Annotated in this window: 21 protein-coding genes; 8 read left to right on the plus strand and 13 right to left on the minus strand. The window is 47.5% G+C overall.

The features are described from left to right. The first annotated feature begins 9 nt into the window (after window positions 1-9). Together dapD and SHEWMR4_RS13895 are read left to right on the plus strand one after the other, a co-directional pair. Complete coding sequence (dapD, locus tag SHEWMR4_RS13890; RefSeq protein WP_011623395.1) at window positions 10-834, plus strand: 2,3,4,5-tetrahydropyridine-2,6-dicarboxylate N-succinyltransferase; 825 nt, start codon at window positions 10-12, stop codon at window positions 832-834. 221 nt (window positions 835-1055) lie between these two features. Further along, window positions 1056-1409 carry a DUF3718 domain-containing protein gene (locus tag SHEWMR4_RS13895; RefSeq protein WP_011623396.1) on the plus strand — a complete coding sequence of 118 codons (354 nt, stop codon included), beginning with the start codon at window positions 1056-1058 and terminating at the stop codon, window positions 1407-1409. A 152-nt stretch (window positions 1410-1561) separates the two neighbouring features. Here the strand turns inward: SHEWMR4_RS13895 and SHEWMR4_RS13900 are convergent, their stop codons facing one another. From SHEWMR4_RS13900 to SHEWMR4_RS13930, 6 genes are all read right to left on the minus strand, one after another. After that, window positions 1562-3490 (minus strand): HD domain-containing phosphohydrolase, encoded by a 1929-nt coding sequence (locus SHEWMR4_RS13900; protein WP_011623397.1) that lies wholly within the window; start codon window positions 3488-3490, stop codon window positions 1562-1564. A gap of 208 nt (window positions 3491-3698) precedes the next feature. Beyond that, entirely contained in the window at window positions 3699-4514 is an 816-nt protein-coding gene (gene purU / locus SHEWMR4_RS13905) for a formyltetrahydrofolate deformylase (RefSeq protein ID WP_041409100.1), read from the minus strand. Window positions 4515-4730: 216 nt separating this feature from the next. Further along, the gene (locus SHEWMR4_RS13910; protein ID WP_011623399.1) at window positions 4731-6212 is read right to left on the minus strand and encodes a PTS transporter subunit EIIC; all 1482 of its coding nucleotides are present in this window, start codon (window positions 6210-6212) and stop codon (window positions 4731-4733) included. Beyond that, window positions 6164-6628 carry a flavodoxin gene (locus SHEWMR4_RS13915; RefSeq protein WP_011623400.1) on the minus strand — a complete coding sequence of 155 codons (465 nt, stop codon included), beginning with the start codon at window positions 6626-6628 and terminating at the stop codon, window positions 6164-6166. Before SHEWMR4_RS13915 ends, SHEWMR4_RS13910 begins: the two co-directional genes overlap by 49 nt. A gap of 429 nt (window positions 6629-7057) precedes the next feature. After that, window positions 7058-7912 carry a tRNA pseudouridine(65) synthase TruC gene (truC, locus tag SHEWMR4_RS13925; protein WP_011623401.1) on the minus strand — a complete coding sequence of 285 codons (855 nt, stop codon included), beginning with the start codon at window positions 7910-7912 and terminating at the stop codon, window positions 7058-7060. Beyond that, window positions 7899-8219 (minus strand): YqcC family protein, encoded by a 321-nt coding sequence (locus tag SHEWMR4_RS13930; RefSeq protein WP_041408817.1) that lies wholly within the window; start codon window positions 8217-8219, stop codon window positions 7899-7901. The genes truC and SHEWMR4_RS13930 overlap by 14 nt, the downstream gene beginning before the upstream one ends. A gap of 146 nt (window positions 8220-8365) precedes the next feature. Between SHEWMR4_RS13930 and SHEWMR4_RS13935 the strand changes: the two genes are divergently transcribed. Both SHEWMR4_RS13935 and SHEWMR4_RS13940 read left to right on the plus strand, forming a co-directional pair. Next, on the plus strand, window positions 8366-9379 hold the full coding sequence (locus tag SHEWMR4_RS13935) for a DUF3549 family protein (protein WP_011623403.1): 1014 nt from the start codon (window positions 8366-8368) through the stop codon (window positions 9377-9379). After that, complete coding sequence (locus tag SHEWMR4_RS13940; RefSeq protein WP_011623404.1) at window positions 9376-9762, plus strand: DUF3301 domain-containing protein; 387 nt, start codon at window positions 9376-9378, stop codon at window positions 9760-9762. The genes SHEWMR4_RS13935 and SHEWMR4_RS13940 overlap by 4 nt, the downstream gene beginning before the upstream one ends. Before the next feature lie 1657 nt (window positions 9763-11419). Here the strand turns inward: SHEWMR4_RS13940 and SHEWMR4_RS13950 are convergent. Continuing rightward, the gene (locus SHEWMR4_RS13950) at window positions 11420-11725 is read right to left on the minus strand and encodes a DUF962 domain-containing protein (RefSeq protein ID WP_011623405.1); all 306 of its coding nucleotides are present in this window, start codon (window positions 11723-11725) and stop codon (window positions 11420-11422) included. Then, window positions 11718-12356 (minus strand): GNAT family N-acetyltransferase, encoded by a 639-nt coding sequence (locus SHEWMR4_RS13955; protein ID WP_011623406.1) that lies wholly within the window; start codon window positions 12354-12356, stop codon window positions 11718-11720. The genes SHEWMR4_RS13950 and SHEWMR4_RS13955 overlap by 8 nt, the downstream gene beginning before the upstream one ends. Window positions 12357-12500: 144 nt before the next feature. Here SHEWMR4_RS13955 and SHEWMR4_RS13960 point away from each other — a divergent pair, with 144 nt between their 5' ends. Beyond that, a complete protein-coding gene (locus SHEWMR4_RS13960) occupies window positions 12501-12734 on the plus strand; it encodes a DUF2789 domain-containing protein (RefSeq protein ID WP_011623407.1) in 234 nt (77 codons plus the stop codon). A gap of 48 nt (window positions 12735-12782) precedes the next feature. Here SHEWMR4_RS13960 and SHEWMR4_RS13965 read toward each other — a convergent pair whose 3' ends face one another. After that, window positions 12783-13181, minus strand: coding sequence for a DUF3192 domain-containing protein (locus SHEWMR4_RS13965; RefSeq protein ID WP_011623408.1), 399 nt, complete (start codon window positions 13179-13181; stop codon window positions 12783-12785). A 147-nt stretch (window positions 13182-13328) separates the two neighbouring features. On the opposite strand from SHEWMR4_RS13965, the gene SHEWMR4_RS13970 reads away from it, so the two are divergent. Together SHEWMR4_RS13970 and SHEWMR4_RS13975 are read left to right on the plus strand one after the other, a co-directional pair. Then, complete coding sequence (locus SHEWMR4_RS13970) at window positions 13329-13712, plus strand: hypothetical protein (RefSeq protein ID WP_011623409.1); 384 nt, start codon at window positions 13329-13331, stop codon at window positions 13710-13712. Further along, window positions 13712-14485 (plus strand): Zn-ribbon-containing protein, encoded by a 774-nt coding sequence (locus SHEWMR4_RS13975; RefSeq protein ID WP_011623410.1) that lies wholly within the window; start codon window positions 13712-13714, stop codon window positions 14483-14485. The genes SHEWMR4_RS13970 and SHEWMR4_RS13975 overlap by 1 nt, the downstream gene beginning before the upstream one ends. Window positions 14486-14587: 102 nt before the next feature. On the opposite strand, the gene syd is transcribed toward SHEWMR4_RS13975, so the two are convergent. Then, entirely contained in the window at window positions 14588-15238 is a 651-nt protein-coding gene (gene syd, locus SHEWMR4_RS13980; RefSeq protein WP_011623411.1) for a SecY-interacting protein, read from the minus strand. A gap of 59 nt (window positions 15239-15297) precedes the next feature. Between syd and queF the strand changes: the two genes are divergently transcribed. Next, window positions 15298-16158, plus strand: coding sequence for an NADPH-dependent 7-cyano-7-deazaguanine reductase QueF (gene queF / locus SHEWMR4_RS13985; protein WP_011623412.1), 861 nt, complete (start codon window positions 15298-15300; stop codon window positions 16156-16158). 94 nt (window positions 16159-16252) lie between these two features. Here queF and SHEWMR4_RS13990 read toward each other — a convergent pair whose 3' ends face one another. The 3 genes from SHEWMR4_RS13990 to SHEWMR4_RS14000 all read right to left on the minus strand — a co-directional run bounded on the left by SHEWMR4_RS13990 (window position 16253) and on the right by SHEWMR4_RS14000 (window position 18822). Beyond that, entirely contained in the window at window positions 16253-16993 is a 741-nt protein-coding gene (locus tag SHEWMR4_RS13990) for a sporulation protein (protein WP_011623413.1), read from the minus strand. A gap of 60 nt (window positions 16994-17053) precedes the next feature. Then, window positions 17054-17575 carry a hypothetical protein gene (locus tag SHEWMR4_RS13995; RefSeq protein WP_011623414.1) on the minus strand — a complete coding sequence of 174 codons (522 nt, stop codon included), beginning with the start codon at window positions 17573-17575 and terminating at the stop codon, window positions 17054-17056. A gap of 257 nt (window positions 17576-17832) precedes the next feature. Continuing rightward, on the minus strand, window positions 17833-18822 hold the full coding sequence (locus SHEWMR4_RS14000) for a 4'-phosphopantetheinyl transferase family protein (RefSeq protein WP_011623415.1): 990 nt from the start codon (window positions 18820-18822) through the stop codon (window positions 17833-17835). Between the last annotated feature and the right edge of the window lie 138 nt (window positions 18823-18960).

Here is an 18960-nt window from a genome sequence, read left to right on the forward strand (position 1 = left end):
GAGAAGTAAATGGAGGCTTTACGCCAACGTATTGAGGCCGCATTTGAAGCGCGTGCCGACATCACACCAAGCACTGTTGACGCAAGCGTGCGTAACGATGTGCAAAATGTCATCAATATGCTCGATAAAGGTGAACTGCGCGTCGCCGAGAAAATCGATGGCCAATGGCATGTACATCAATGGTTGAAGAAGGCGGTATTACTGTCATTCCGTATTTTCGATAACGCCGTTATCGATGGTGCCGAAACCAAATATTTCGATAAAGTACCGTTAAAGTTCGCCGAGTATGACGAGGCCCGCTTTAAAGCCGAAGCTATCCGTGTGGTGCCATCGGCAACCGTACGTAAAGGCTCTTTTATCGGTAAAAACACTGTGTTAATGCCTTCTTACGTGAACCTTGGCGCCTACGTTGACGAAGGCACTATGGTTGACACTTGGGCAACCGTTGGCTCATGTGCGCAAATCGGTAAGAACGTGCACTTATCTGGTGGTGTGGGCATCGGTGGCGTACTCGAGCCGCTGCAAGCGGGTCCGACCATTATTGAAGATAACTGCTTTATCGGCGCACGCTCTGAGATTGTCGAAGGCGTTGTCGTTGAAGAAGGCTCTGTGATTTCAATGGGCGTTTATATCGGCCAAAGTACCCGTATTTATGACCGTGAAACGGGCGAAATCCACTATGGTCGCGTTCCAGCTGGCTCTGTTGTGGTATCGGGTAACCTGCCATCGGCTTGCGGTAAATACAGCCTATACGCTGCAATTATCGTTAAGAAAGTGGATGCGAAAACCCGCGGTAAAGTGGGGATCAACGAACTGTTACGTATCGTCGATTAAGCCATATTCACGCTGTAAACAATCAAAAATGCCAAGCTAATGCTTGGCATTTTTTATGGTAAAAACACACGCCAAAGGGTTCAAAGACACATCAAGTTACACCGAGACACACTCTGTTCCCAACCCCACATTTAGATACACTTCAGCGGCCAAATCCCTCTGCAAGGCCGGTAAAAACAGACTTTACTCAAAGGGTCTACTCACCCGTCAAGGAGCTAAAGATGAAAGCAACATTGGTAAAATTGGGCGGTGCAGCCCTACTCTGCACTATAGGAATAGGCTCAAACGCTTTTGCCGCCATGGATCCACAGTTAGAAAATACTTTAGTGGCGGTTTGTAAGGCTGGGGCCAGTAATAATCTGATCTCATTTAGCAACACTATGCAGGAATACCGCATCAACCAAGCTCGGGTATTCCCTCGTTTGGTCTGTAACGGCGAAAGCTTCCATCAGTTCGCCCTCAGCCAAGGCGCCGACAAAACCGCTAAACGTATTGGCCGTTATGTACAAGGTACTGTCACCATCAAAGATATCGCCCAAAATTCAATGGATGAGGTGTATGCCGTTAATTTTTAATTTGAACGTCACGGTAAGATTAGGCGTCAATTTGACGCCTTTTTATTGCTGTCAATTTATGGGATGAACGATTAATGACGATTTGGAGCACATGCGGCAGATAGCTTGGGTTCAGTTCATCCAACCAATGCTGATAAATCCCATAAAAGCGATTAAATCAACCGCTCCGCCTCTTGGCGGTCCTTATTTGCCATGGCGATGGTTCGCCAACCAATCACACCTATCGCATGCTGAGCTTTATTCACCACGACCAAAAACTCAGTATCCATTTGGTTAAGTAGCTGCAAGGCATCTTCAGAGGTGGCGACATCGCTAATCAAAGGTACTGAGTGCTCCATAATTTGATGGGCTTTTTTACGCAGGAATGCCCTGTCGTGTTCCCGCTCCGCCGCAGTGCCAATCAAGGGGCTAAGCCAATAATCGACAAGGCGCTGAGTGATCACTCCGATAATTTTATGACTCTCATCGAGCACTACCGCCACCTTGGCGTGGGCCGCGGTTAATAAACGTTTGATATCGGCAAGCTCATGGTCGAGTGTCACTGACACCACAGGATCCAATACCGCAGCGCCGACATGGTCACTGATACTCAGCTCGCGATTGATTAAAATCTCTAAGCAAGTATCGACAATTTTCGCGTCAAACAAGCTACCTCGGCCCGCTTTTAATACCTCAGTCATTTTAGCCAACCCCATCGAGGGGCGATAAGGACGATGGGACAAGATAGAGTCAGCCACATCGGCCACGGCAATGATCTTGGCCTCATAAAGGATCGCTTTATCCTTCAAGCCTAAGGGATAACCCGAGCCATCGAGCCGCTCGTGATGCTGCAAAATCATCTGCTTAATCGGCCAAGGGAATTCCACATCGGCAACAATTTCGGCCCCATGCAACGGATGGGTTTGGATTAATGCGTACTCTTCTTTGGATAATTTGGAGGGTTTAGTCAAAATCTGCGACGGGATCGCAAGCTTACCAATATCGTGCACCAGCGCACCGATTTTAAGCCCTTCTAATCGCTGCGGTTCAAGCCCGAGTTTTTCACCAATCAAATAGCTTAACTGGGCAACCGATTTTTGATGCCCCGCGGTATAGGCATCTTTTAACTCAAGCGCCTCCGAAATTGCGCTGATTAACTGGGTCAAGGATTGGGATAACTGCTCCTTTTGCGCTTTGATGATTTTTGACTGGCGCGACACCGCCCGCAGACTGCGGGGAAGCTCAATCGAATGCCATAAAATACTCGCAAAAGTCAGGAGTGAACGGGCATCATTGCGGCTATAGGGTTCGTCTCGCCCCAGCACACACACTATCCCCACCAAGCGGTTATGAAAAACAATCGGCACAGCAAGATAGCGCTCACCCAGTAATAGGCGGTCAAACAACAAATTATCGGGTCGATTATCCGCTAACGTATTCTCAATAATGGGTTTGTAGTCTTTAGCACATTCCTGCCACAGCTGGCTTTCCAGCTCAGAGGCTTGAGTGTTTTCTTCTACAAATTCGGCCTGATTGACCTTGGGCGCAGGATAGTCCGAACGGGCCACTAAGGTGAGGGATTTGGATTTATCATTATGCAGCAAGATAAAACCGTAGTGGCTGTTCATTAATGCAATCGCCTTAGCCACAGCGACCTTAAACACTTGTTCCTGTGGAGATTGGATCACGTCATCAATATGTTGCAGCCAGGCATCGCTCGCTTGAATCGCTTGGCGATAATCAGAATGCAGCCCATTGAGCGGCCATTCTTCGAAATTGATTTCAGAGAGGATGAGTTGCCAGCCCTGCTCAGGAATAGCGTACAGGCCAAAGTGCACCCGTATTCCCTGATTATCCCGCAGCACCAGTCCAATATAATCATCGGTGCGTTTCAGAATATCGCGGCAAAGTTCGGCATTAAATTCAGAGAATAACTGACAAATTGGCTGATGGATGATTTGTGCCGCCGAGCGTTGGCACCTTTGATAAAATGCTCTGCTCATGCACTGCACCCGAAACTGACTATCTAGCCGAGCCCAAGACAGAGGCAAATCCTCGGGCAAGTCTTTAATTTCAATAATGAGGCTACGGCTCATAGACATCAAACACCCCTTCCATGATTAATCTACTGGTCGAACAACAGGCTCAAATCAGCCACTTGAAGTTCAACTCAGGGTGCAATATTAAGGTGATTACACCTTAATATTGCAATTAACCATACTGATGGCAAGCCCAAAGCAGTGTGTTAATCCTAAAGTCTTAATCGGCAAGTCCGCAGCTATATTTCAAGTTCATACAAAAAAGTTAGCCTTAAAAAACAATGGTTTTATTACCGTAAACCACCACTTGCTCATTCAGCACGAGCTGTAACGCTTTGCTGAGGACACTTTTTTCGACATCGCGCCCCGCTTTGGCCATTTCAAGCGCACTGTAACTATGATCGACGGGGATCACGTCCTGCTTAATGATTGGCCCTTCATCGAGGCAATTATTCACAAAATGCGCAGTCGCGCCGATGATCTTTACCCCTCGCTCCCAGGCTTGGCGGTAAGGTGCAGCCCCAATAAAGGCAGGCAAGAAAGAGTGATGAATATTGATGATACGGTTTGGATATTCGGCGACAAAATCAGGTGTCAGCACCCGCATATATTTGGCGAGCACCAGATAATCGGGCGCATATTGCGACACGGCGGTCAATAACGCCTGCTCATGTTGAATTCTGTCGAGCCCTTCATGACTGACAAGGTGAAAAGGAATATCAAATTTTTCAACCAATTCCCTTAACACATCATGGTTACCCACTACGGCTGCAATCTCAACATTCAAGCCGCCATAGTAGGCCTTCATCAGCAGATCGCCCAAACAATGGGCCTCTTTGGTGACTAATACGACGATGCGCTTCTTGCCCGCGCTGACCAAGGTCATATGATTTTGGGCGGGTAACACCTCACGCAGATCCTGCAGTAATTGCTCGCTGTTAAAGTGCCCCTCAAGCTCTGTACGCATAAAAAATCGCCCCTGAGCATTATCCACAAATTCACTGTTTTTGATGATATTAAGCTGATGATTAAAACAAACACTGGTGATTTTGGCGATAAGCCCTTGGGCATCGGCGCAATCTGTCATCAGGATTTTACGTGCTAAGGCGGGTTGTGCGTTCGATACTACTTCATGCTGTGACTGCAAAATCTGATCTCCTTTATGGTCCCTCATTCGAGTGTGCCATAGCCAATCCACTCATACAGCATGAAAAGCTTATTTTTTGTGATAAAAAGTGAATTTATTGTGAGTTAACTTTATTAAACACAATAAATCAGCGATTAATTTCAAGAAGATGTAATATTAACGCCGGGTATCTAAATAGCGCTGTAAGACTTTGCGTAGGGTTTCGGCTTTGGTGCCATACACCACTTGCACGCCTTTGCCCATCACAATCACGCCCTTAGCACCCAGCTGGCTGAGCCGCACTTTATTGACGAGCTCAGGGCTGTGCACACTCAAGCGTAACCGGGTAAGACAAGCATTAAGCTCAACAATATTCTCACGACCGCCCAATGCCGCAATGATGGCCCTTAAACTCTCTTTGGCACCATGGGGTTCATCGGGTTCGAGTCGTCCTGGCGTCTTTAAATTAAATGCCAGAATACTGCCCCTAAACAGCAGGTAATAAATCACCGCCGTCAGCGGCCCTAAGAATGCAAACCAACCCGTATTGCGCGAGAGGGAAAACAGCAGCGTGAAATCCACCAGCCCATGAGAGAACACAATACTGTGGTGAATATCGAGCATGATGCAGACAAAATATGCCAGCCCCGACAACAACACATGGATAAGAAACAGGATAGGTGCCACAAACATAAAGGCGAACTCAATTGGCTCAGTGACTCCGGTCAGCCAACTGGCCGCCGCCGCGGAAAGCATAATACCCGCGACCCGATTACGCTCTGAGGGATCGGCGCAGCGCCAAATGGCCAGCGCCACCGCGGGGAGTCCCCACATTTTAATCAAATAACCGCCAGCTAAATTCCCCGCCTGCGGATCGCCGGCTAAATAGCGCGCCACTTCACCCCGAACCACTTCAGCGTTCTGTAACTGGTATTGGCCAACTTCTAAATAGAAAGGCGCATTCCAGATATGATGCAAACCGAGGGGAATGAGTAAACGTTCGAGCGCACCATAGACCCCAAAGGCAATGGCCGGCTTTTGGTAAACCGCCCAGTCGGACACACGCTCGATGAGCAGAGATAACGGCGGCCACACATGGGCAAGGATATAACCTAAGCCCATAGCCAACGGAATGATCAATAAAGAAGCACTACGTCGCCCCTCAAAAAAGGAGAAAATCGCCGGCAGGCGAATATATTGGCTCCAGCGCACGGCAAAGCAAGTCACGCCACCTATTAACATGCCGCCAGCAATGCCTGTGTCTAAGGTTTCCATGCCGAGTAGTAATTGGGTTGGCAGTTGGTAGAGATCCGCTAACGCGGCTAAGGTGGCCGTCATCACCCCATAACCAAATACGGCAGTAAAAGCGGCGATACCTTGATCGCGGCAAAACCCTATCGCCACCGCCACCGCAAACAAAATGGGCATGATGGCGAAAATCAGTTTGCCAACCGCCAGCATTAGTACGGTTAGCACCTCGGGCATAAAAGGGATTGGACTCACGGTTAAGCCCAGCATCACACCCGCGGCCGGTAAAATCGCAATCGGGATTAACAGCGCCTGACTTAGGCGCTGGGCAAATTTAAACCACTGCTGAGTAACGAAATGACCTAAGCGGCGCGTTCGGATTTGACGATTTGATTCCAGCTTTCCAGCCATTTTATCGCTTCGACCTCGGGTTCCATGGTTTCACAGGCATCAATTTCAAGACGCGCCACAACGGGTTTGGCGCCTAGCTCGCTGAGCAATTCATCTACCGATTTACCCGCACCACAAAAGGTATCGTAACTCGAATCGCCGAGTGCTATCACACTGTATTTCAGCTCAGGCAGATAAGGCGCTGTCTCCTTAAGATGATAGTACCAAGGCTGAATATCGTCGGGTAAATCCCCTTGCCCAGTGGTCGAAGTCACGACCACTAACAACTCATCCTGTGGCGGCGTAAATTGACTAATTTCGTTCGGTTGCCACAATTTGGCGTCATAACCGAGTTCTGTTAGCGCTTTTTCTAAGGTTTCGGCGGTAAATTGTGCGCTACCATACACAGTGCCAAAAACCAGATTAACTTTTTTCATGATATACTCCGTGCCACATGCGTAAACGCAACTTAGCTGAAGTTACTTTATTGTGAGGCTTTAGGGCAAGCAACAAGGTAAAAATTTTATAAATCAAGTTATTGAGCATGGGGAAGCGAACTGATGCGACAGAGCAATAGGCAAAAACACCTCAAGCACCAACATAAAACCACCCAAATTAGACGCAAACATTACTTTCACGCCGCCCAGCAAAATCTGCAATTCCCGCTAACCGTTCCGGCGGAATACTCGACCTTAGCCAGCTTGATATCCAGTCTCAAACCAACCAGTAGTTAAGACCGCCGAATGTTGCGATGAATTGCATGCCACTAAGCAGATAGCTAAGATGCAAGCTTAAGTGAGCACTCGCCTTCGGCTAGGAGTCGCCTCGAGCAAACACTCGCCTTTAGTGACTAAACAAGCATTGCCTTAAACGGTCGTCGTTTGCCCTGCAATCAACACACTTGGCTCTCGACAAAGCGCGGCATCGTCCCAGCCCAATCCTGCAAACACGGTTTCCCATTCTGGCTCAAGCTCGGTTTCAATACTTAAGCGCTCAAGTGTCACCGGGTGAGTGAAGGTTAACTTCTTCGCAATCAGCCACAATCGATTGATATCGAAATGCGCGCGGAAAAACGCATTTTGTTTCCCATCGCCGTGGGTGGTATCGCCAATAATCGGATGACGTAAATGCGCCATATGGCGTCTGAGTTGGTGCTTACGCCCCGTTTTGGGACTCAGTTTAACTAACGCGAAGCGGCTGGTAGCATAACGCCCCGACGGATAAGGAATTTCGGTATTTAACAGCGGCTCATATTGAGTCACAGCATCCTGCGCGGCTTTATCTTGATTGGCAAACTTGTCAGCCACCTCATCCAATTCGACTTTAAGCGCATAATCCAAAATGCCACTCTCGTGCATATTGCCACGTACCAGTGCCAAATATTGTTTTTCAATACTGTGGTTGGCAAATTGCTCGCAAAGGGCGTTGGCCACCTCACTGCTTTTGGCAAATAACAACACACCCGAGGTGGGTCTATCTAAACGGTGAACCGGAAACACATGGCAACCAACCAAGTCCCGAGTCAGCTGCATCGCAAAAAAGCGCTCACGCCGCGCTAAGTAGCTTCGATGAACCAATAACCCCGCGGGTTTGTGGATAGCCACCAAGTGCTCGTCTTGATACAAAACACGCAGCTCTGGCGCAAGCTCTGACTGCTCGTCGCTCTCGCTTGGGTTGTATTTATCCTCTGGCATATCCAGCCAATCATCATCTAGGTTCATTTAACAACATATCCAATTCATTCAAGACACCGATTAAAGGCGCTAACGCCGCTTGTTCGGACCACACATGTTCCGCCATCGGGGCTATCGCAATTTTGCTTGGCAAAGGTTGCCCCGCATCGATAAGGGCTTGCATGCGCGGAATAAAGATAAACTGCAACCATTGCTCTAACGACATCAGATCGCAGGCAAAAGGCGCCATACTGGCCATGGCTTCATCACTGGGCGCACTGGTAGACCAAAGCCCGGCACTTTGTAGCTCGTGGGCAATTTGGGCTAGTTTGGTTTGAGTTTGGCTGTAAAGCATCGATATAAGGTCCATTAAGCCACAGTCATTCGACAATTAAGCAATGCGACTGAGGCGATAAAAGTGTGGCAATCATACCATCGCGCACAACTTCCCCCTATAATGTCGCCAATTTATTGAGCCTTTTTGATTGATATGGCAGCCAAATGACTGAAATTACCACGCTTAGCCAATTTTTAACGACAGCCAAAACCCAATTCCAAGTCTATGAATTAGGACGAAGAGTGCAGCACATCGATATGCTGGCCTTCCATCAAATCGAATCATTAGTCACGCCCTACCCTTACCCCATTCAAGGGCATGCCCAATTTGCCATCGTGTTTTGGAATGAGAGCCAACAGCACTTTATTTGGTTCCTAAAGCTACCGTTAGACGAACAAGGACTGCTCTCGCCTGCGCCGCGCTCACAGTTTATTGAAATGGTATTAACGGCACTGGGGCAAGATCCGACTCAGCCATTAACCGATGAACAGCAGGATCGCCTCGCTAACAATCCGTTTAGCTTTAAGCCAAGCCAAGAAAAACTGGCGGTATTTAACGCCTTAGTGCGTAAACAATTAGGTTTAAGCGCTTCAATTCAATATGAATTTGCAGTGCAATATCTCTCGGGACAAATTGCCCCGAGTGAATGGCAGCATATTGGCCTGCAAGGTTTGAGCGACGTGTGTGTTCGCCTTGGCGAGTTAGATCACGAGCAGCAACTCCTTGTCAGTTTTGACAATAGTGCGATTGAAGTACAAATTGCCCTGTGCCAATGTCTCGAACATCTGCATTTAACAGAAGCGCTCGCCAATAAGCTTTACGATAAGTTTGTGACGGCTCCTCCCGAATACCAAGCCTATTACTTGCGCGCACTCGCCTCCCATACCGAATTGAGTCAGCGAGCCCTCGCCCATCTTCAACAAAGCGAGCGCTTAGAGGCCAATGAACTTATCAGCATCGCGGGCCGAAACTGGACCGTATTAAAGCAAGAGCTGAGTCGCAGTATTTACCTGGAAGCACTGGCACGACAACCCCAAGCCTTTTTTAATCAGATCTTTGCTGATATTGTGGCGATTCCCAGTTTGCGTAACCACTTATTGGGGGAGCTCAGAAACCCCAATCGGAGTGTTCAACTATCACAGGCCATTGGCGGCTTGTTTAAGGCTACAAGTAAATGATGTCAGATCTGCTGTTAATTATTGCGCTAGTTGTGGTTGCGGCCTTTTTTTGGCAATTACGTCAAATGGCAGAATTGAGCCGTATTTTTGCTGAAAAAGAATGTTGCCGACAGAAAGTACAGCTCTTAGCCATCGCAATGGAAACGGCTCGCCCCAGCCTTGGCGGCACGACAGGGATCTGTTGGAAGGCAAAATACCTATTCGAGTTCAGCACCGATGGCATCAATCAATACCGCGGTCATATTTGGATGCTAGGGAAAAAAGTGCAAAAGATTGAATGGCCTATTTTCCCAGAGCCAGAATGGCAAGAAGCACCAATGGCCAAAGGCAAGTTTGGTGGTTGCGGCAGTCAAAGTAGCTGTAGCTCGGGCAAATGCCATTAAGCGATTACAGTGAACCTTTAGATAAAGCTGGACTGAATAGATAACGCCGAGCCGTATAGAGAACACTAAGCCATAACTCGGCTCTAATCCGCAATTAGCTTTATCTGTGTGAATATCAAAAAGAAAGGGCGTGGTCTAAGACCACGCCCTTCTGTTCTCTGTTAAGCTATCCCGCTATTTTCGTGCTCCCTGCACCATCCATGCGTCAACTTGCGTCCTGCATCATCCCTGTTCAATCCGTGATATTTCCCTGTACTAACGTACTTCCCTATCTCTTGGCGTTCCTTTTACCAAGCTTGCTCTTTCCTGAGCGGTTCCAGCATCATCCGTGAAATAGGTTCAGTAGCATCCTTTCTATTGCACTCCATGTGCCATTGCAATCCTGTGCAATTAGGCTATCTATCCCTGATAGTCTTTCCTTCCGTGGTTCGCATCGCTTTCATCCTGAAAGTCTCTCCTTACAACTCCATGAGTGTTTATTCCTTAAACACTGTTCAGTCATCCTGACTGCTAACTCCCTGTTCGCTGTAGTTCCGTCTACAAATGAATTCTACGACAGCTATGGCAGCTCGGCTTTCGCAAAAGATAAAAATGTAAGCCGCAATATTAAGTTCATAATGGAAAATAATTCTTAACATATTGATTAGACATATATTACCTAAAATTAGGTAGTCATTGTCAGTCAAAAAACTTACAAATCACTTACAGCCTTGTGAGATATATCTCACAAGAAGTCGGGCAATTTATGCCATTTAAAAACACAAACATTGATTTATCCTGAGACGCTTAAACACAGAAAAGGAAATAGCGACTGCATAAAAGAGTAAAAATCGTCCGCTATATTTTATTTTCAGATATACCGCACGTAAAAGTGGACATTATGACGTACCGTAAAAAAAGACGTAGGAGAATAGAAAAAAGAAAGGGGCGCACTATGTGCACCCCATTTATCCTCTGCAAGCCATCCTGCTTGATTGTGCTCCCTGCACCTTCCTTGCGATCGTTTGCTCCCTGCAAGCGTCCTTTAATCCCTTTATTTCCCTGTGCAGTAAAGTCTCCACTACACTCAATCCTTTGACCCGAATATCCTATTTCGGCTCCTGTCACATCCAGTGACTCATCCCAATCGCGTCCTGCTGAATCCTTTCCTAACCTTAGTACAAGCTGTTCACCCTTATACCTATCCTTTCACTCGATACTTCCTGCATCCAGTAACGCTTAATCCTTAAGCTTGTCCTTTTCATCCTGAAACCTGCTATCCCAGCAGATACAACGTCCTCTATCATCCATGAGAAAGCAGCCTTGCTTTTCCTTAGCCTATCCTAGGCAGATGACAGTTTTCCTACTGTCAGTGGTTCAAATCCAAGAACCTGAATTCGTCGCTTCTTGCGTCCCTCTCGCCTGTATTGCAATCCTTGCTGTCCATTTGCTTTGGCGATGAGTTAATTCTACGTGGTTCTCGCTATTTTTGTTTCGGTTAAAGAACACACACTAGCGCACTTTTCATACAACCAAGCTTTATTAAAACATAACACCATGATTTTAAAAACAGTTTAAAAGCTGTGATTACAAAACAGTCAGTAAGAAAACATTTTATCCTACAGCCTTTGTAAGCGATCTCTCACACGGGTATCAGCTTCTCACTGGTCAGGGACATTTAGCACTTCAACTTACCGGTGAGAATTTGTGCAAACATCACCCAATCACCCATCAAACTGTACAAGGGATATTGGAATGTCGCGGGGCGATTATGCTCAAACACAAAGTGTCCCACCCAAGCAAAACCATATCCCACTAGGGGGATAAACAGTAAAAGCCAACCATTTGCGAAAAGCAGCGCAGCGACGAATAACAGGAGCACCAAAAAACTGCCTATAAAGTGTAATCGCCTGCAGCTTAAGTCTTGGTGCTGTGAGAGGTAAAAAGGGTAAAACTCAGCGAAGGAGCGGTAAGGTTCATTCATCTTGTTGGCCCGTGTAAAAAAGTAATTGTCCGGCCACATTGCCTATACTCAATTCTCCGAGGGAGACAAAATCATGTTGCATAAATAACTGGCTATGGGCTTCTTGAGTAGTAAAGACCCCAATCCCCTCAAGTTCGGGCTGCTCATCGCACCAACTTACTACGGCTTGCACAAGTTGATGACCTAACCCCTTTCCCTGCTCATTGGGCGCAAGGGCGATAAATTGTAGGATCCCGCAGTGCTCGCTCGGCAGCAGCTCGACGATGCTCGATTCTTTCTTCATCATCGCCTGAGTCGATTGCCAGCCCGTACCGAGCAACATCTTGAGTCGCCAGTGCCAATAGCGGCCCTCCCCGAGGGGCACTTCCTGAGTGACCACACAGGCAACACCGACTAAGCGCGTTTGGTCAAATAACCCGATTAAGGCTTGCTTCTCCTGCCAGAGCGCATTCAACTCTTCACGGATTGCGGCACGTAATTTTTGTTCGTAGGCGAATTTGTCTGAAGTGGATAAAGCATCCACAAAGAAAGGGTCGTCATGATAGGCGTTGTAGAGAATCGAAGCGGCGAGGCGTAAATCTTCAGCGGTGAGATAAACTGCACGGCACTCATCCAAGGTATTATTGTCCATTATTAGAATTCCTTGATTTAGATCACACTCTTAGGAGTAATTATCACTGTATCAAGGAAACAAAAAAGTGCAAATTTTAATCATAGATTGCATTTTTCAGTGAGTTGCATACCCTAAATAAAGGCACACACAGAGGATGCGAGCATGGATACAACGCCAGTCGATTTGAGTCACCTATTTGAACAGTTGGGATTAGCCAATCAAGCTCAAGCCATAGGGCAGTTTATTGCGACCCATCAACTTCCCCCTGAGACACACTTAACCGAAGCGCCATTTTGGACGCAGGCACAAAAGAGTTTTCTGACCGAGGCATTAGAAGCCGATGCCCAATGGACCGAACTTATCGAGCAGCTCGATGTGCAATTAAGAAAGCCCTAATGGCTTAGGGCTGACACTGAATCACTTATGACGAGTTGCGTTGAGTCGTTAAATCTTGCTGTAGGCGGTGTCACCCCAACCGACTAGCACACTATTACTTAAGACGATTGGCGTGCATTCGTCCTTAGTGGTTTTGCCATCGCTATGGGTATGCTGGGTGCGATAAAAGAGTACCAACACTTCTTTATCGGCTTGGCCATCTTTCTGCTGCAGATAAGATTCGCTGAAGTCCGAGGCGCCCATCAGGGTCATCACTTGGTCTTTACTCATGCCAAGGCTGAGCTTAGTCAGATTATTGCGGTTTTTGTCCTGTGTTTTTTCCCAAGATTCGTTGCTATCCCACTTAGATTCACTGTCGCCGACATTGACCACACAACCGCTAAGACCTAAGCTTGCTAACCCTAAAAACGTGACCGCGATGAGTTTGCGATTAATATTTGCGTTCATATTATGACTTCCTGTGTACTTGTTATAAAAATGCTTTAAAAGCAAAATCAATGCCAAACGGCAATACATTGATTTATAAGAACTAAAATAACCACATCACAGTAAGTTAGTGAAAAACACGATATAGATTAAGGAATTTCACTTATTATGAGTCCGATTGACCAAGTGTTAGCAGCAGCGTGCGCACTCGAGGCCAGTGGTAAAACCCCAAGCCTTGCCCTGATAAAAAGCCGCGTCGGTAACAAAATCCCCATGCCGCTGTTAATCCAAGGATTACAGCAGTTTAAATCGATACCCAAAGCCGAGCGTGAGCGTTTAGCGGCCCAATCACAGCCCGTGGTTGAAGAGACACATACCGCCGAAGCTTCGCCACTCACAGTCGCCACACTGGCGCAACAGTTAGCCCAGTTACAACAGGGCATTGAGCAAGCCCTCGCGTTAAAAAACAACGAGATCATGCAACTCAAAAATGAACTTATCGAGCTGAAACAACGTGTCGGTCAACTCGAATCCCAAGGAAAATCCGCTTAATGTTTGTCACCGAATTGCGCTTTGAATGCTTTGCCGATACCACCATCAGTGCGGCAGAACGTGCCATCAATCAATTACTCGAAGCCTACCGCGCTAATGGCCAAATCCTCGGCCGCGAATTTGCCGTGGCCTTTAATGAGGGCGAATTTCGAGTACGCCTACTCACGCCTGAAAAAAACAGTTTGAATCATCGTTATCACAGCCCTTGGGTGAAAAAAGCGCTGGCGGAATTAACCGAGGCTAAGCTACTGGCGCCACGCGAAAAATTTATCGGTCAGGATATTAATTCTGAGGTGAGTAATACTGAGCCCCCCAGCTGGCAGCTGCTCTACACTAGCTATGTGCATATGTGCTCGCCCCTGCGAAGTGGCGATAACCTATTGCCCATTCCGCTGTACCAAATCCCAGCCACCTTTAATGGTGATCATAAACGGGTTATCCGCTGGCAAACCGAGTGGCAAGCCTGTGATGAGTTACAAATGGCGGCCGCCACTAAGGCAGAATTTGCCGCGCTGGAAGAATTATCCAGCCCAAACAGTGATTTATTTAGGAGAGGTTGGGATTTACGCGGCCGAATCGAATACCTGACCAAAATCCCTACTTACTATTATTTGTATCGCGTTGGGGGACAGGATCTGCAATCCGAGTTAGCTCGCCCCTGCCCACGCTGTGGCAGTCACGACTGGAAACTCGATGAGCCACTATTAGATATGTTCCACTTTCGCTGCGAACCTTGCCGCATAGTGTCTAATTTGTCTTGGGATCATCAATAACATCCCGTACTGAAGCGCAAACTCGGCAGGCAAAATAGTCGAGTTTGCCAAACAGGTTTGCAAGAGGCTTTTTCAAGAGACCTTTGCAACATTTCCCCGCGTTTAACGCTTACCTATCAGGTTGTGCCACATACGTTTAAAGCTGGCAAAAATCCCCGGATGTTCGAGCGCTGGCATAGGCAATTCTTCATGTTTCACAGGCGGCGCGATACGTGGCGATAAGGACTCAATAAATTCAGCTACACTCGGCGCCAATTGGGCAGAAGGTAGCTCTCCGGGGATTTCAACCCACACACTTCCATTGGCATTATCAACGGTTAGCATCTTATCGCCCTCATCGAGCAAACCAATAAACCAAGTTGCCGGTTGCTTGAGCTTTTGCTTCATCATTAAGTGGCCGATGATATTTTGTTGCAGGGCATCAAAATCCGCCTCGTTCCATACCTGCAGCAATTCGCCCGTGCCCCACGGTGAATCAAACAACACGGGCGCCGCAAAATATTCACCATAAAAGTGATTGATATCCCGCCACAATGTTAGCTCAAGCGCATGTTCAACATTCGCAAAACTGCCGAGCTGTTCACGCTTAACGGGGAGCCAAGACACCGCCTCATCGGATGATTCATCAAACTCACCTTGAATACACAAAGATGGCTCGCCCTGCGGGTAATATCGCGGTAATTCGCCTAAAGTTGATAGGTAAGACTGATGATAGTTTTGCAAAAATTTATCGAGAGCAGGCAGACAAGACACTTAAGCACAATCCAATTTCGGGTATAATGTGCGCCTATTTTGACATGGAAACAGTATTGATGACACACAATCACGATCCCTATAGTGATGCAAAAGAGCTTGCCGGCCTAACCTTAGGTAAAGCCACGGATTACCAAGCCGAGTATGATGCGTCGCTGCTGCAAGGGGTTCCTCGCTCACTTAACCGTAACGCTATCAACCTCACTGCGGAAAGTTTGCCTTTCCACGGAGCCGATATCTGGACGGCCTATGAGTTGTCATGGCTAAACGCCAAGGGTAAACCTATGGTGGCTATTGCCGACATTCAGCTAAGCCATGAAAGCCAAAATCTGATCGAGTCAAAATCCTTCAAACTGTATTTAAACAGTTTTAACCAAACCAAGTTCGACAATATCGATGCCGTGCAAAAAACCTTAGTGCAGGATCTGAGTGAATGCGCCCAAGGCCAAGTCACAGTGAAGATTATTGAGCCTAAGAGTTTTGGTATTCAACGCGTCGTCGAACTGCCTGGCACTTGCATTGACGATCTGGATATCGAAGTCAGCGACTATGACTTTAACCCGGATTATCTTGAAAACAGCACAGATGACAAACAGATTGTTGCCGAGACACTCAATTCTAATCTGTTGAAATCAAACTGCTTAATCACCTCTCAGCCGGACTGGGGCAGTGTGATGATCCGTTATCAAGGGCCTAAAATCGATCGCGAAAAATTACTGCGCTATTTGATTTCGTTCCGCCAGCATAACGAGTTCCACGAGCAGTGTGTCGAGCGGATTTTTGTCGATTTAAAACATTACTGCCACTGCACTAAGTTAACCGTTTACGCCCGCTATACCCGTCGCGGCGGCCTAGACATTAACCCTTACCGCAGTGATTTTGAGCACCCAGGCGAGAGCCACCGCTTAGCAAGACAGTAATCAACTTGCAGCAAAAAGCCCTGAGTAATCAGGGCTTTTTTATTGTCTGTTGTAAGCTATTCAACCAAGCTCACAACTTAAACTGTACCTGCACTTAGCCCAAATTCGCCCTAAAAATCTCTTGCACTTGGCTCAACGTGGCATTGTTTGGCAGGCTGAAATACAAGTAACCATCGCCACGGAATGCGCGGTCAAGCTCAAGCAACACATGGGTTTGCTCGGCATCGCACACCAGAGAAACCTCAATCTCACGCAAACGATTAAAGCCCATATTGCGCGGCTTAAACTCTAGCTCTTGGTAACAACCCGATGTGGAACGAAAGGCGCGTGTATTGAGGAAACCTTGCTCCACATCGGCTTTAACTAACACAAAACCAAGGCCGTCCATCGCCTTTAACACATGCTCGGCAATCGCCGTTGGCATAATAACCAGCGCATCGATATCGCTAGGGTCGAGCGCGGTATCTATGTCCACTCCCGTTTGTAACCATACCTGGGATTGATTATTGCGCACTGGGAGCTGAGTAAAAGGGGTTTCGGGGTGCAATTTACCTGAAAACGGGATCTCGCGAATTTCACCCGCTTGAATTTCAAAGGACTCAGTTAAGCGCCAGCTCGCCAAGCGATGGTTCTTAAAATAGTCGCCGTTATCGCTACTCACTTTCACCTTAGTCATTAGGGCTAAGTCGAGGCCGGAGATCTGCTGCGGCACATTACCGCCTTTAACGATGATAGTGGCACTAAAGATTTGACCTGGCAGCAGTCGATTATCAATTAATTGGGTATCGACCGTCGCACCACCGATACCGACAGAGGCCAGCAATTTTTTAAACATGGTATTTCCTTATGTTGCTAAGGCTGCACGATAAGCAGCCTTAATACAGCGGTTATTCAATTAATGAGCAGATTTGCACTCGAGCAATAATTGCTGGAAATGCGCGCCTAAATCCTGCTGAGCAAATTGTTCACTGGCGAGTGCCATTTGCTTAAGGCTTTGCATGGCTTGCTCAACGCCCTGCTGCTCAATCAAACTTTTGGCATAGGCCGCCGCATCCGCGCCCTTTTGTAACAGGCTTGCGACTTGATCGAAGCTCACCTCTTGCTCCATCACCTTCTGTAAATCGCCAAGTAATTCGGCCACCTTAGCTGACTCCACTAAGGCGCCTTCGACGCTCACTAATTTACCGAGGGGATCTTGGCTGAGTTTTTCGGCCACACAGGCAGACACAGTACCCGCCGCCGCACTTTGCGCGACCACATCGAGCCCGCGGCTGCGGATTTGCTCAACCACTTGTTGTAGTTGGGGATCTTGAGCAAGCCATGCCTGCTCTAATTGCTGTTTTTCATCGCCACCAAAGTAGCCACAGCCACCGAGCAGTAGCAAAGTGGTGGTCGATAAAAGGCATTTGAATTTCATGATTAACAACCTTGTCAGTGAGTTCTCTGGCGTGACTATAGCGAGCTAGGTTTAATCCAAAATGAAATATGAACGGAGGAATAACAAAGTCAGTTGGAGGGACAAGGCACTGAGTTAAAAGCAGTAATGCTAAGCGCTAATTCCAAAAACTAATTCTAAGCACTAATGCTAAGCACTCGTTGAAAGTGCTTTGAAAGGTTTGCGTAAAGCAGTAATTCAAGAACGAAGGCTGCCTAAGCCTAAGTGCGAAAGCCGTACTAGCACGCCGCCAGTAATGCAGTGATACTGGTCAGCTGCATCGAAATAGTCACCCTCTCCAACCTGTCATCCTGCACTAAGCTGTCACCATCAACCAAGCTGAGCCCAAAACGATATTCCTCATCAAGTCGGCCAAAATAACTCTGCCAATGCTGGGCATGGGAGCTTGTGGCATCCTGTGCAGTTTCAGGTTCAATCAGCAGCCTAATATCGGAATAAAGTGGAATACGCGATGGGAGTTGAAGATAAGAACAGGGCTTAGCTTGGCTCGGTAAAGCAAAGTTCTCTTGCAGCTTGAGTTCAACCCAGTTAGGGGTGTCGACAGCTTGCAGCGCGCCATCATCAACCGCCAGCAAACTGTTTGGTGCTAAGTCAAAGGCAAAGGATTTCAGCGACTGCGCCAGGCCCAAACCCGTTGCCTTGATGTAGGATTCCTTGAGTGCCCAAAGGTCAAAAAAGCGCTGCCGCTGCGCATCCTCGCCATCAAGGGCTAATAAGCCTTCGGCTTCAATCGGGGAGAAATAATGATTAAGGATCGGGTAAATATGAGTGCTGGCGCGGGCACGCTCTATATCTACACCCAAACCTAAACGGGGCTGCGCTGTGTTAGCGGTTTCTCCCTTGTCATCGTCTTGCGCTAAGGCAATCAATAACCAGTCGCCACTGTGGCTCAAGTTAAACTCAATGCCAGTACTCAGAAACTGCTCATGGTTAAGACTGGGTTTGCCCTTTGCCCCATACTCAAAACACCAATCTTGGGGGGCAATCTGTCGTTGGGAGGAGCAAGGTGAGGTTCCACCGCGAGATTGCAGTCCTTGAGATAAGACGCAGCGCAGCGCCGCTCGCACCAATAAGCCGTTCATTTGCGCCTTGGGCGCCCGGTAACGCGCCACTTTAGCGCGCTCGTCCTCAGTCAAGAGCGCCATACACGCATTCGTGCTGGCCGTATCCATTTCGGTTAATGGTATAAAAAAAAGCTCAATATTCATTAATTTATCCCAACAACACTTGAGTTTAACGGCTGCCCTATTCTACTCAGTTCTACTCGCCTGACGAGCAGTATCTTAATTTGGTTTCTAATCTTATGAATTTAAATGATTATTTAAACATAGACCCTGTGCTACACA

It is taken from the genome of Shewanella sp. MR-4 (assembly GCF_000014685.1).
Taxonomy (GTDB): Bacteria; Pseudomonadota; Gammaproteobacteria; order Enterobacterales; family Shewanellaceae; genus Shewanella.